This window comes from Lysinibacillus sp. GW823-FHT06C08, assembly GCF_058795135.1.
Genome location: NZ_JBXAHN010000001.1, coordinates 69,529 through 82,701, shown reverse-complemented (window position 1 = coordinate 82,701; position 13,173 = coordinate 69,529). Strand labels below are relative to the sequence as shown.

18 protein-coding genes and 1 other RNA gene are annotated in these 13,173 nt (G+C 36.0%); 6 read left to right on the top strand and 13 right to left on the bottom strand.

Annotated elements, in window-relative coordinates; genetic code table 11:
• Positions 1 to 30: 30 nt before the first annotated feature.
• The gene (locus tag AC1Q6O_RS00430; protein WP_008176271.1) at positions 31 to 471 is read right to left on the bottom strand and encodes a DUF2269 family protein; all 441 of its coding nucleotides are present in this window, start codon (positions 469 to 471) and stop codon (positions 31 to 33) included.
• Between the two features lie 171 nt (positions 472 to 642).
• Between AC1Q6O_RS00430 and AC1Q6O_RS00425 the strand changes: the two genes are divergently transcribed.
• Both AC1Q6O_RS00425 and AC1Q6O_RS00420 read left to right on the top strand, forming a co-directional pair.
• Positions 643 to 1,281: a YfbR-like 5'-deoxynucleotidase gene (locus AC1Q6O_RS00425; protein ID WP_008176273.1), complete on the top strand. Its 639-nt coding sequence runs from the start codon at positions 643 to 645 to the stop codon at positions 1,279 to 1,281.
• A 102-nt stretch (positions 1,282 to 1,383) separates the two neighbouring features.
• The gene (locus tag AC1Q6O_RS00420) at positions 1,384 to 1,920 is read left to right on the top strand and encodes a zf-HC2 domain-containing protein (RefSeq protein ID WP_492400863.1); all 537 of its coding nucleotides are present in this window, start codon (positions 1,384 to 1,386) and stop codon (positions 1,918 to 1,920) included.
• 34 nt (positions 1,921 to 1,954) lie between these two features.
• On the opposite strand, the gene AC1Q6O_RS00415 is transcribed toward AC1Q6O_RS00420, so the two are convergent.
• Positions 1,955 to 2,293, bottom strand: coding sequence for a zinc ribbon domain-containing protein YjdM (locus AC1Q6O_RS00415; RefSeq protein WP_008176276.1), 339 nt, complete (start codon positions 2,291 to 2,293; stop codon positions 1,955 to 1,957).
• 246 nt (positions 2,294 to 2,539) lie between these two features.
• Between AC1Q6O_RS00415 and ssrS the strand changes: the two genes are divergently transcribed.
• A non-coding RNA gene (gene ssrS / locus AC1Q6O_RS00410) (6S RNA) lies at positions 2,540 to 2,732 on the top strand.
• Between the two features lie 37 nt (positions 2,733 to 2,769).
• Here the strand turns inward: ssrS and AC1Q6O_RS00405 are convergent.
• Positions 2,770 to 2,928 carry a hypothetical protein gene (locus tag AC1Q6O_RS00405; RefSeq protein ID WP_492400862.1) on the bottom strand — a complete coding sequence of 53 codons (159 nt, stop codon included), beginning with the start codon at positions 2,926 to 2,928 and terminating at the stop codon, positions 2,770 to 2,772.
• Positions 2,929 to 2,994: 66 nt separating this feature from the next.
• Between AC1Q6O_RS00405 and AC1Q6O_RS00400 the strand changes: the two genes are divergently transcribed.
• The gene (locus AC1Q6O_RS00400) at positions 2,995 to 3,456 is read left to right on the top strand and encodes a hypothetical protein (RefSeq protein WP_237068742.1); all 462 of its coding nucleotides are present in this window, start codon (positions 2,995 to 2,997) and stop codon (positions 3,454 to 3,456) included.
• Between the two features lie 50 nt (positions 3,457 to 3,506).
• On the opposite strand, the gene ytxJ is transcribed toward AC1Q6O_RS00400, so the two are convergent.
• The 6 genes from ytxJ to AC1Q6O_RS00370 form a co-directional block, all read right to left on the bottom strand.
• Positions 3,507 to 3,836: a bacillithiol system redox-active protein YtxJ gene (gene ytxJ, locus AC1Q6O_RS00395; RefSeq protein WP_008176284.1), complete on the bottom strand. Its 330-nt coding sequence runs from the start codon at positions 3,834 to 3,836 to the stop codon at positions 3,507 to 3,509.
• Positions 3,837 to 3,936: 100 nt separating this feature from the next.
• Positions 3,937 to 4,350 (bottom strand): VOC family protein, encoded by a 414-nt coding sequence (locus AC1Q6O_RS00390; protein WP_492400861.1) that lies wholly within the window; start codon positions 4,348 to 4,350, stop codon positions 3,937 to 3,939.
• A gap of 69 nt (positions 4,351 to 4,419) precedes the next feature.
• Positions 4,420 to 5,061 (bottom strand): 3-oxoacid CoA-transferase subunit B, encoded by a 642-nt coding sequence (locus AC1Q6O_RS00385; RefSeq protein WP_402797033.1) that lies wholly within the window; start codon positions 5,059 to 5,061, stop codon positions 4,420 to 4,422.
• On the bottom strand, positions 5,061 to 5,768 hold the full coding sequence (locus AC1Q6O_RS00380) for a CoA transferase subunit A (RefSeq protein ID WP_492400860.1): 708 nt from the start codon (positions 5,766 to 5,768) through the stop codon (positions 5,061 to 5,063). The genes AC1Q6O_RS00385 and AC1Q6O_RS00380 overlap by 1 nt, the downstream gene beginning before the upstream one ends.
• A 119-nt stretch (positions 5,769 to 5,887) precedes the next feature.
• Positions 5,888 to 6,760, bottom strand: a complete 873-nt coding sequence (locus AC1Q6O_RS00375; protein ID WP_427422316.1) for a LysR family transcriptional regulator — start codon at positions 6,758 to 6,760, stop codon at positions 5,888 to 5,890.
• Positions 6,761 to 6,983: 223 nt separating this feature from the next.
• Positions 6,984 to 7,622 carry a LysE family translocator gene (locus tag AC1Q6O_RS00370; protein WP_492400859.1) on the bottom strand — a complete coding sequence of 213 codons (639 nt, stop codon included), beginning with the start codon at positions 7,620 to 7,622 and terminating at the stop codon, positions 6,984 to 6,986.
• Between the two features lie 166 nt (positions 7,623 to 7,788).
• Between AC1Q6O_RS00370 and AC1Q6O_RS00365 the strand changes: the two genes are divergently transcribed.
• A complete protein-coding gene (locus AC1Q6O_RS00365) occupies positions 7,789 to 8,211 on the top strand; it encodes an SRPBCC family protein (protein WP_008176296.1) in 423 nt (140 codons plus the stop codon).
• Positions 8,211 to 8,531, top strand: a complete 321-nt coding sequence (locus AC1Q6O_RS00360) for an ArsR/SmtB family transcription factor (protein ID WP_036222843.1) — start codon at positions 8,211 to 8,213, stop codon at positions 8,529 to 8,531. The genes AC1Q6O_RS00365 and AC1Q6O_RS00360 overlap by 1 nt, the downstream gene beginning before the upstream one ends.
• Positions 8,532 to 8,566: 35 nt before the next feature.
• Here AC1Q6O_RS00360 and AC1Q6O_RS00355 read toward each other — a convergent pair whose 3' ends face one another.
• From AC1Q6O_RS00355 to AC1Q6O_RS00340, 4 genes are all read right to left on the bottom strand, one after another.
• Entirely contained in the window at positions 8,567 to 9,346 is a 780-nt protein-coding gene (locus AC1Q6O_RS00355; RefSeq protein WP_008176300.1) for a YqhG family protein, read from the bottom strand.
• Between the two features lie 16 nt (positions 9,347 to 9,362).
• Entirely contained in the window at positions 9,363 to 10,877 is a 1,515-nt protein-coding gene (locus AC1Q6O_RS00350; RefSeq protein ID WP_008176302.1) for a DEAD/DEAH box helicase, read from the bottom strand.
• Between the two features lie 107 nt (positions 10,878 to 10,984).
• Positions 10,985 to 11,752, bottom strand: a complete 768-nt coding sequence (locus AC1Q6O_RS00345; RefSeq protein WP_427071433.1) for a helix-turn-helix domain-containing protein — start codon at positions 11,750 to 11,752, stop codon at positions 10,985 to 10,987.
• Positions 11,753 to 11,866: 114 nt separating this feature from the next.
• Entirely contained in the window at positions 11,867 to 12,916 is a 1,050-nt protein-coding gene (locus tag AC1Q6O_RS00340; RefSeq protein ID WP_008176306.1) for an NAD(P)/FAD-dependent oxidoreductase, read from the bottom strand.
• Between the last annotated feature and the right edge of the window lie 257 nt (positions 12,917 to 13,173).

The window sequence follows — 13,173 nt, the reverse complement described above, 5'->3', positions numbered from 1 at the left end:
GGGTGCGATTTTTCAATAATAAAGGACTCGTTACCAAACAATTGGCTTTGCCACCATTAGCCATAACATAATGAGCAATAGCAAAATGTACATCCACGTCTTACGCTGCAATAGAGCAACAAATCGTTGGTGATTATATGCTGGTGTATTAAAAGTCCGTAATGTTGGTTTAAACGCTCTGGCTAAAAATACTATGGATGCAAGCATCACGAGGAAAGTGAGAACAATCCACGAAGTACTCCAATGGTAACCGGCATGCCACATTAGTAAAATACCTGATACTACAAGTACATGTCCTGAATGTTTGACAATGGCAATAGCCCCTTTAAAAGTTTCTATATATGGTGGCATTTCACCATTTGAAGCTGTACGCATTTTTTTTACAATCGTTAACACAACGAACAATGGCCCAATCGAAAGAACCGCACTTAAAATATGTATATAAAGAAGAAGCGTATAAATGGAAAACATGATGTGTACTCCCCTTTTCATCAGTCCCCTACATTATAGCATTCAACCTTCGTCTGCTTATTCGATAATTGTGAATCCTTTGTAAACACAAATTGAATCATTGTTAAATTGTTTGAAAATCTTACAAAGAGGGTATTGTTTATAGTAACATGCACTTATAGAACAAAAGGAGTGATTTTTATAGGAATTCATCAATTTTTTACAAGCCTCAATGATTTAGAACGAATTATTCGTTGCCCTGGGCGATTCAAATTTGAAGAACATAATGTGGCAGCCCATTCTTGGAAAGTGTCACAATATGCGATGTTTTTCGCGACATTAGAAGAAATGAATGGCGTACAGATTGATTGGAAATCTTTATATGAAAAAACAATTAATCATGACTTTGCTGAAGTTTTTATTGGTGACATTAAAACCCCAGTAAAACATGCTAGCCCCGAGCTCAAGCAAATGCTAGCACATGTGGAAGAAAAGATGATGGAAAAGTTTATTAGCAATGAAATCCCAGAGGAATTTCAAGCCATTTTCTTTGAGCGCATGAAAGAAGGCAAGGATAGTACGATAGAAGGGCGTCTACTTGAATTTGCGGATAAGCTGGACCAATTTTATGAAGCTTTTGCAGAATTAAAGCGAGGTAATACTGACAAAGAATTCGTCTATATGTATCAAAATGCCTTATCGAAGCTTTTAGCCATTCCACTTGAAGCAACTGTCCAATATTTCCGCACTGAAATATTAAAAGACGCCGTACAGGAAAAAACCCATATTGATATTCAAGCATTAACAAATGAAGTACTAACAGCCAAATAGTCAGGTGCATGTACAAGTTTTCCGAATGAAAAGTTCAGGAAGGCTTTTTTTATTTCCTCTAAAAAATCGTATAATGAAAGGTAATTGAATGGAGGGAGAGTTTTGTCAGAAGATTGCCCAATTGTAGAAGATTTATTACCGTTATATAAGAAACAAATGCTCCAAGCACCAACATTAATATATGTAGAGCAGCATTTAGCAAGTTGTTCGCACTGTCAGCAGCTCTTTAGCTCAAAACCAATTCAAAAAGAATACATACCGATGAAAAAAACGTTATCTTTTTTTCATCTTATATTTATTGTACTTTCTTTCATGTTTGCCATTAATTCATCGTTACTTGGCAATCAAATGGGCTTTGTCATTTCGTATGCCATTTTCGGTTGTCTGTCTTACCTTTTCTATAAAAACATTTGGATTGTTTTTATCATTAGCTCTGTGCCTGTATTTGTTTGGGCGATTATCGACAACCTTACGAATGAGCTCTATATTACCACCTACTCCTTAACAGAATTTGGGACACTTTTGATGGGAGCAGGCTATATCGCTCTCTTACATACGATTTTTGCCTTAGTAGGTGCGGCCTTTGCCATTTTATTACGCAAAATTTTTAAAATAAATACTAATAAAAAAAGCGTCTAAACATTCGTGTGAGTTTAGACGCTTTTTCAATTCACTATGCTTTTTTCACAAATTCTGACTTTAATTTCATAGCGCCAAAGCCATCAATTTTACAGTCAATATTATGATCCCCTTCTACAAGGCGAATGCTTTTTACCTTCGTTCCTATTTTTAAAGTGGAAGAACTCCCCTTTACCTTTAGGTCCTTAATAACCGTAACTGAATCACCATCAGCTAACAGATTACCATTTGCATCTTTGACAACAAGTGCATCTGTTTCTGATTCCGTTGCGTCCATGCTCCACTCATGCGCACATTCAGGACATACATAATTCGTTCCATCCTCATATGTGTATTCAGAATTACATTTTGGACAATTTGGATAAGCTGCCATTTCTGCTTCCTCCTTTTACTTTTTGCTAGATAAATCCTCTATATGCTCCTATCTTTACATAGTCGTCCATAATAAGCAAAGGTTGTTCGTATTTTTTGTTCGTATTTGTGAAAATAATATGAAGCTCCAGTTCCTTTCTAAAGGTATTTGTCGTTACGTATTGCATAATTTGGGACACCTGCCCATTGACTTATTTCAAGCAATCATCTTACTTGCATGTTTGTCGATCATGCTTTAATATATCCATAAAGGCTGCATTGTTCGTATAATATTAAGTTTTAACCTTTAAGCTGTAAAAGGGAGTTTTATTATTGGAGTTGGAATGACGGGCCTCACACTACGGTGCATGAGGATAAGCAGGAAAACTTCTGCGAACACCCACTTTGAGGAGTGGTGGTTTAAAACTTTCTATAATAACTACGGCATACGCGGCTTTTTATATTACATTTACTTTTACAGCACCTTAGCCAATGTGGTTAAGGTGCTTTTTTATGTTTGAAAAATGTATCTAAATCCCACATACGCATTTGCCCTAAAGCACCTGCTATATCTTCAATTTTAATTATCCTATTTCTAAACCCCTCAAAAAGGACATGTTCATCTACCGTTTTAAATCCTAGTTTTAAAAAGTGCATACAACCTTCTCATATTTTGTATAATTCCCTTCCAATTTGCGCATATATGGAGTAACAAGGGAGGTAATGATATTGAAAAAGTTAATGTATGTAATGGTATTTGCTTCACTGCTTCTAACAGCTTGCGGAAAGAGTGACGATCCAAAAGAGGTCGCAGTAGATCAAAATACTTCCGTTGAAGATATTGTCGGAGCAATTGTTAAAAATGAGTTCACGGTTGAAGAATCCAAAGGTGTTGTCACAATATCAATACAAGATACGGATGTGACAGAAGGTTCGAAAAGTCAGATGCTGAAGGACTCCACTAAAATTTTTGCTGATTTGTCCAAGCTGAAAGATGTGAAGACACCTGCTGTTACTTGGTATGCTCCACTTACTGAACCAAATGGAGATAAAACCATGACAGAAGTATTGAATATTTATTTTAGTGAAGAGGATTATCATAAAGTAGATTGGGCCAATTATTTACAGGTTGATATCGAGTCAACTGCAACGAATTATCATGAAAGTGAAGCTTTAGAGGATTAATTTTATTGAAACAAAAGATACCCCTCCATGTATGAAGGGGTATCTTTTGTTTATTTCACATATAGGCTAAGTCCCTCCGCTAAAAGAGACTGTTTTATTTTGTAGTGGGTTGCTTGCCAAATTCCTTTACCACCCTGCAAAATTATAAACTGCGGTGATTCGTGCTTTACCTGTAGATCACGTTCTATGGCGTTGGAAACATCACGTTCCTTTTGGACAATGACTACATATTTAGGTAATTCTGTCGCTAATGCTTTGAACTCCTTTAAAGCTGAAATGCTACTTATACATGTCAGACTAAATTTTAAGACAAGACATGGCATTTCGTGAGATTGTTCTAACACTTCTTTCCAACTATCCAAAGTTTTAATTCGTTGCATATATAAATACCCCCCTTATAAATTATATACTATATAGGGTATTTATTTTGACAAAAAAAACACGAGACTACGATTATAGCTCGTGCATTCCTTCTTCTGTTTAAATGCCCTCTGTATTCATTAATACAAGGCGCCAGCCATCAGGGTCCTCAATAGTAATACCCTTCTGCATCCAATATGGATTTTCAGGCTCTACTTCAGGGTACCCCATTCGTGATAAGCGTTTAGTAATGCTATCAATGGTTTCTTTGTTTGGAATATAGAGCACTAACAGATTATCCTTACTTGGAGCAGGACAAGGGCTCCCTTCAACATGTTCTGTAAATTCCAAATGATAGTGTGCATTTGGAAGACCAATCATTATTCCTGTATAGCCACGATGCCCAGAAAAAGACCCAATTTTCTTTAAACCTATACCCTCACAATAAAATCGTTCAATTACTTTTAATTGATCTGTTGGCCTTGCTACTCTGACCTGTGCAACTGCTAGTTCATTTGTCCATTGTTGGTCCATCCGAAACTCTCCCTTTTTAAACGAGTATAGGATGATACAACCACGTTGAAAACAGTCCTAAGTCTGAAATTATTGTGCTAAAGCTACATGAAACGAAGCCGCAGTCTTTGCTTTTACTTCCTCTACAGTAACGCCTTCTGCTAATTCAATAAGCTGCATCCCATCTTTAGTAAAATCAAATACAGCTAAGTCTGTAATTAACCGGTGGACAACACCTTTACCTGTTAATGGGAGTTCACATTGTTTTTTTATTTTGGATTCACCGTTTTTATTAACATGTTCCATAACGACGATGACTCTTTTTGCTCCTACTACAAGGTCCATGGCGCCTCCCATTCCTTTGACCATTTTCCCTGGAATCATCCAATTTGCCAGATCCCCGTTCTCTGAAACTTCCATACCGCCTAAAATAGCAAGGTCAATATGGCCACCGCGAATCATAGCAAATGATTCTGCACTATCAAAAAATGAGGCACCTGGCATAGCTGTCACCGTTTCTTTCCCAGCATTAATTAAATCGGGATCTACGTCATCTTCAACTGGATAAGGACCGATGCCAAGTAATCCGTTCTCTGATTGTAAAAGTACTTCATAATCGGCTGGAATAGCATTGGCAACTAAAGTTGGAATACCAATACCTAAATTTACATTCATGCCATTTTGAATTTCTTTTACTGCTCTATTTACGATTCTTTGTCTTGTATCAGCCATCACGCTTCCCCCTTTTTCACTGTTAAACGCTCAATACGTTTCTCATAATTTTCACCCAATAAAACACGTTGAACGAAAACTCCTGGTGTATGGATATGATCTGGGTCTAACTCGCCAACTTCTACAATTTCTTCAACCTCAGCAATGGTAATTTTACCTGCCATTGCAGCTAGTGGATTAAAGTTACGTGATGTTTTTCTATACACTAAATTACCTAACTTATCTGCTTTCCATGCTTTAACTAGAGCAAAATCAGCAGTAATTCCTTTTTCTAATATATAGTCTTTCCCATCAAAAACCTTTACTTCTTTGCCTTCAGCAATGGGCGTACCAACTCCAGTAGCTGTATAAAACCCTGGAATCCCTGCTCCTCCTGCACGTAGGCGCTCAGCAAGTGTTCCTTGAGGCGTTAACTCTACCTCTAACTCACCACTTAAAAATTGTTGCTCAAAAATTTTATTCTCACCTACATAAGAGGCAACCATTTTTTTTATTTGCTTATTCGCTAATAGTAAGCCTAAGCCCCAATCATCTACACCGCAGTTATTACTGACTACTGTTAAATCCTTGGTGCCCTTTTGCACTAAAGCTGCAATAGCCTTTTCTGGTATACCACATAGACCAAATCCTCCTACTGCTAACATATCTCCATCCTTAATATCAGCAACCGCTTCTTCAAATGAACCCCACACTTTCCCATCCTCCATCTCGAAACCCCCTAAAATTGCTCGTTTATTAAGAAAAATTCTACCTTATTAACATTTTACAAGTAAAGGAATTAATTAGAATACCACTTATTCCAAAATAGAATAAATCGCTATATTTCTTACTTACGTATCGTATTAAGTAACTGTTTTAAGGCATACGATTGATATGTATTTTTTTTGGTGATAATCCCCAAACGCCAAGGCATGTCAAAATTAGCTAAGGGAATCATTTTGACATTATTATTTGTTTGCTTAGTAGCAATAGAATATGGCAGTAATGTTATTCCTAAATTTGATGAGACCAGTTCAACTATCAAATCCCACTGCGAACTTTTATAGCCTATATTTGGTGAAAATCCAACACTTTCACATGATTTAATCACATAATCATGTAAAGCGAACTCCTCAGCAAAAATAATAAAGGTTTCATTTTTTAAATCCTGCAATTGTATTTCGTTAAACTGAGCTAATGGGTGTAGTTCATTTATAAATACATAAAATTGATCTTCTACAAATGGCTGAACGGAAAACTTCCTTTCATCCGTCGGTAGAACGACAATCCCCATATCAACATCACCGTTTTCTACTAACGTACCCACCGTTTTTGCACCTCGTTCAACAAGCTCCAAATGCACGTCAGGATATTGTTGATGAAATTCTCTAGCCATTTTCGGAAAAAATAATGTCCCAATTAAAGGTGGAATCCCTAGCTTGATGGAGCCTGTCTTTATATTTAATAAATCATCTAGTAAAATGTGCAGGTCTTGAACGGAACGCATGATTTTTTGCCCCTGTTTAAAAACAATACTACCTGCATCTGTTAGCTCGACATTGCGTGTAGATCTATTCAATAGTTCTACATGCAATGTATCTTCTAATTTTTTTATGCTTTTACTTAATGAAGGCTGAGATACAAATGTTTCATTCGCAGCCTTCGTAAAGCTACCATGCTCGACAACAGACATAAATGCTTTTAAATCTCGTAATTCCATAAATATCTTCCCCATTTATTCTTTTTGATGAAAGTCTCAGCAAAATTCTCTTATAGTAATTAATTCTTCTTCATCTATGGTAATCCTTCTTGAAAAAATAAGTGCACGGAAACTACAACTATCATCCAGAAGATATTCCTTTATTTTCCACACACCTCTTCAACAAAAAAATACACCACCTATCATTAGATTTTTACATCTAAATATAGTGGTGTATTGACTATTAGTGGGCCTTTTCCAATGCTAATTTAATGCCGAATCCTATTAACACAGCACCCGTCAATCCTTCGATTACTGCCTTAGTAGTTGGCCTTTTCATAAATGCACTAATGCGATCTAATAGATAGACATAAAATACAAACCATAACATCGTTAAAGCTGTATATATTAATCCCATCATTAAAAACGGTAGGAATGTTCCACTCGTTCCATCCACAAATTGAGGAAGAAATGTTAGGAAAAATACAGCCACCTTCGGATTCGTCACATTAGTGAGGAACCCTTGCTTAAAGCATGATTGATGTGAGTACTTATGATCCATATTAGCTTCATCCTGCACTTCGGGTGATTGTGCACGAATTGTCCGTAAGGTCCACAATGTTTTAATACCTAAATAACATAAGTAAAATGCACCAATATACTTTAATGCAGCAAACACATAAGCTGACTTCACAATAATAGCGGAAAGCCCAATGACAGCTGCGCACGTATGAATCAATAAACCACCGCAAGACCCTAAAATAGTCTGCAAGCCACCTTTTCTACTTACAATCAAGGTATTCTTTGTCGCAATAGCTGTATCTGGACCAGGTAAAATTATGAGTAAAATGCACATAACTAAGAAAACAGAGATGTTCACCATTTTGCTCTCCTACTTTCTGTCAGAAAATTATAAAAATAATTGTAGCATATGTACTTCCTTACAGAAAGATACTAAATTTTTTCTTTTAACATTGACATACAACCATTAGGTGTTATATATTCATAACACCTAATGGTTACATTTTATCTATAAAGGAGATTGACACATGAGCGGAAAATTACCCGATATTGTTAAAACAATTACACTTAATGCACCTATAGAAAAGGTGTGGGATACTGTAGCAACTGCAGAAAAAATTGCTGCTTGGTTTATGCCCAATGATTTTCAACCTATTGAGGGACATGAATTTACGATTCAATCGCCGTTTGGTCCTTCACCCTGTAAAGTTGAACGTGTAGATGCGCCACATTTTCTAAGATTTGCTTGGGATGAGGATGGTTGGTTCGTTACTTTTGAGCTAAAAGAAGTTGGAGAACAAACAGAATTTACCTTAACACATGGTGGCTGGAAGGAAGCTTCACATATTATTCCTAAAGCTAACGCTGCTACTGAAGCTATTCGCACAAAAATGGATGGCGGCTGGACAATGATCATCCACCATAAATTAAAAGAAATTGCAGAAGCCTAATGATCCAAGAAGCAATTAAATATGACGTTTTTCAGGCAATTGCAGATCCGACAAGAAGAAATGTTTTAAAGCTACTTGCATCTAGTGATAGACCTATCTCTAATATTTCAGAGCATTTTGCGATTAGTCGAACAGCTGTTGTGAAGCACTTAAAAATTTTAGAACAGGCAGAGCTTGTGTCTGCTCAAAAAAAAGGTCGCGAAAAGATCTACACTTTGCATAGTGAGCGTTTAAAGGAAATTGAGGATTGGCTCCAATACTTTCATTTATTCTGGGACAATAAATTGGCGCAGCTACAAAGCCTGGTGGAAGACAATTAAAATATGGAGCTGTCTTATTAGGGACAGCTCCTCATTTAAAAGAGATAAAATAATCCTCCATTAATAATGTCAATTTTAATTTTAGATTCGTATTGCTCCTCTAATGCTTTTCTTTCAATTTCATAGCATTCCGGTTTATCCTCTACATCCTCATAAAAATAATCCAATACTCGTTGATCACGTTGCCATCTCTTTTGCGCTTCAATGGCCCACGAATGATCATCCTTTTCAATAATGGATTCCACTGCTGCATTTAATCTTTCAAGAGCACGTACTGGTTTTATTATATATTGCACATGAAAAACATTCTCTGCTGGTTCGGAGTCATAATCTGAGGCATAAATCGATTCATGAAAATTCTCTTTGATAACACCCGTTAATAAATTAATACCAAATGAATACATCATTTCTTTTGTCCGATCACAGCAATAGGAAACTTTAAAATTAACGCCTAGCCATGGAGTAAGGATAACCTGCCCCATTGCATGATCAACTTTTTCAAATAATTGGACATAGGCACCTAGTTCTCCTGTCGCATGAAAAAGCTGATTTAACCGTGGTGAGCCATAATGAATAACTTCACCAAACAAGTTACCGGCCATAGCTGTCTGATCTGTAATAAAGGTCACTTGAGCTGGGTTTGGTTCACTATTAGTTGCCTCTATATATTGCCAATAAAATGGTCTATTCATAATCCTTTTATCAATATCTACCGTCAACTGCACGGTCAAAGAATGATTCTCTTCCCCTAAAATAGGGCATTCATTTTCGGCGAAAAATCCCTTTAAATACTCATGAACTTGCTGCGGATACATAGTTTCCCTCCTTACCTCATACTGATTTTTTTAAGTTTGTTAAAATGGCATCTAAATCACCAACCACTTTTTCAAACACATCGATTTTGGTATGAAGTAATTCTAAGATTTTTTCTTCAATGGTATTTTCAATAGCAAGATTATATATGTGAACATCATGCTCCTGCCCCAAACGATGGACACGACCAATTCGTTGCTCTAGCTTCATAGGATTCCATGGTAAATCATAATTGATGACATGATGACAAAATTGAAGATTTATTCCCTCTCCACCAGCCTCTGTGGCAATGAGTACTTGTGCTCTTTCTTTGAATAAATGCTTCATATAATCTCGTTTACTTTTATTAAATTTACCGTTAAACAATACACTTGTAATACCTTTGGAATGTAAATACCATTGTAAGTAGATTTGAGTTGCACGGTATTCTGTAAAAATAATAACCTTATCCTTCGCCTGTTCAATAATCTCAATCGTCTTTTCTGCTTTAGAATTCACTTCTAACGCCATTAGTTTGGCTAAAATGGCTTCCATTTCTTGTGATTGTCCATGCTCCTTCAGCATATTTGTTAATGTTAATGCTGTTGCTTCCTTGCTACTGCACATTTCCTTCTGCAAAGTAATTAATGCAAAAGATCCTTTGTTTTCAAGTGAGCCAAGGAGATCGTAAACTTCTCTTTCTTCTTCCGTAAAGGTAATCGGCACAATTTGAACGCAACGATTGGTCCATTCAATACCTGTATCTTCTCTTCGATTTCTCACCATCACCTGATTGACCAATTCTTTCAAATAATCATCATGTTCTAGATGATGCTTACTGGCTGAAAAGGCCGATTGGAAGGTATCATAGTTCCCCAGATGTCCTGGTTTTAATAAGGAAATTAAATAATATAATTCGAAAACATCATTTTGTATAGGAGTGGCAGTTAATAATAAGCAAAACTTTTTCTTTAATCCTTGGACGAACTCATAAATTTGTGTTTTATTATTTTTTAATTTATGGGCCTCGTCAATAATAATCATATCGTAATCCTGTTCATAAATACGCTCCCTATGAGGGCTCTTTTTCGCCGTATCCATACTCATGATAATGACGTCATAGCGCTCTATTGGACAATTTTTTTTATAAGCAATAGCAGGTATATGAAATTTTAAATTTAACTCTTCAATCCATTGATTAATAAGGGAAGCTGGCGCTAATATTAATGCCTTCTTCACAAGGCCCCTTAACAGATATTCCTTTAAAATCAAACCCGCTTCAATTGTTTTACCAAGACCTACTTCATCTGCTAAAATGGCTTTTCCATTCATGCGTTCAATGACTGTTTCAGCTGCTTCTAGCTGATGTGCAAGAGGTTTTAAATTTGGTAAATACTTTGTAGCTTGTAGACCTTTGAAATCAGGGATTAATTTCATTTTGACAATATCATAGTTCATCTTATATAATGTCCAGCTATGCCATTGTTCAAGATCATTGACGCGATTGATAAAGCCTTCTTCCCATTCTGACGACCTCTCTATTTTCATGATCATCACCCCACCATGTCAGTATTTCTCCTTAGGTTGTCCAAAAAAGAGAAAGCTATGTTCGATCTATACAAAAAACACCCAATGAATGTAATTTTTTCATCGAGTGTTTGTTAATTCATCTGTTTGCGGAAAATACTAGGTGATAAACCTGTCACCTTTTTAAAAACACGACTAAAATAAAAATAATCCGTATAACCTACTCGATCAACTATTTCCTTTATAGAAAAATCAGATGACCTTAATAGCATTTTGGATTTTTGAATACGTAAATCAGTTAAATAAACATGGGGACTGACACCCATTCTTTTTTCAAATACATAGCTCAATTTTCTACGGTCCCAATTACATTCATTAGCTATATCGCTCACAGTAATATTCTTTGTAAAATTTTCTTGTATATACGTCAAAATGGATGCTATGTTTTGATAATCTTTCACCTTCATCAATAAAATTATTTCCTCTAAAATATTTAAAAAGAGTACTTTGGATTGAAGAAATGATAAATGACTACCCTTTTGATTTGTTGCGATTAATTGCTGCACTATGTTCATTAATTTCATGTGCTCTACAACCTGTAAAGGAAAATGACTATTATAAAGAGGAAGTTTCGCCTGTTCTTCATCAGATAGGTGAAAGTAAATGACTACATATTCTAATTTGGCCTCATTAACAGCTAAGAATCGACTGGGGAAATTGGGACCAACATGGAGGATTCGTCCTTTTTTTATGTGATAATTAGTGCCTTCTATTTTAACGTCACCTATCCCATTGATTGGGAAGATAAGTCTAGCTACATTTTCCTTTGTCTCGCTAGTCTCAGCAACCGTTTCAGAAGAAATCTGATCAGTAGTGACAGACGTAAATGTTAAAGGTGCCATTGTATAGAATTCTATAATTTCTTGCGTATTTATACTGAATAGCTCCCTTCCTATAGCATGTTTTAAAACAACAAGAAAGGAACACCTAAAATGCATGAGTGCTCCTAAGATTGATTATTTTAAGCTTTCCTGTAATAGCTTGCGATTACGTTGTTTGAAAATATCATTATGTGAGGATACAATACCGCCATCAGAAGCATCTGGCTGAATATACTTCTTCGCACTATTCACTGCGTGCAATGCATCATGAAAAGCTGCTGCAATTAAATGGATTTTGCCATCATGGTGCAAAATATCTCCTGCCGCATAAAGACCCGGAATAGATGATTCACTATTTATAGTACCAGCTATGAAATAGTCGTTTTTACGTTCAATTGCTAATGGACTATTATCTAAAAGTTCCTTATCACGTACATAGCCATGACTGATGACAACTTCATCGATAGGAATTTCCGTCACAGTACCTGTTTCATGGTTTGTTAAAGCAATTGCTTTAATCATTCCTTCTTGATCATCTGCAATTAATTTTGTAATTTCAGAATTATAATGGCATTCAATCGCACTATTCGTAAGCTCCGTAATTTGAGCCTCATGTGCAGACAATTGATCTTTTCGATACGTTAAATAGACCTTTGACGCCACTTCCATTAACTCTAGTGCCCAATCTACAGCTGTATTACCGCCACCAGAAATAATGACCGCTTTATTTTTAAATTTTTCATAGGATTTGATAGTATAGTTTAAATTAGATACCTCAAATCGTTCAGCTCCCTCAATCTCTATTTTTTGAGGATTAAGGATGCCACCACCAATAGCAACTATGACCGTTCTTGAATAGTGAATATTCCCAGACTCGGCTGTAATAACGAAAATACCCTCTTCGTTTTTAGCAATTGATAATACCTTTTCATCTGTATAAATAGAAGGATTAAATGTTAAGGCTTGCTCTACTAACTGCTTAATGAGTTGGCCACCTGAAATTGGCGTAACGCCCCCAATGTCCCAAATCATTTTCTCTGGGTAAACGTGGATTTTTCCCCCAAGCTGCGACTGAGATTCAATTAGCTTCGTCTTCATTTCACGTAAGCCACAATAAAAGCTAGAATATAACCCTGCTGGTCCTCCACCAATGATCGTTACATCATACAATTCTTGTTCAAACAATACTTAACACACCTTTCGTTTATGTTTATTTCCTATCTCAACAATTGGGCTGCGGCATCAGCTGAACTACAACCCCTACTGTATACTTTTCATCTTATAAAAATGCTTATTATTTCCTTCCTCCCCTATTATACGATAATGATAATCATTATCAAGTAAAACTTCCCCTTTTCAAAGCTATTTTGTCAATTCTTACTATTATTTAAATCATTTTTATATCGTAATTCCATCGACCATGCACTCTCAAACTAACATTA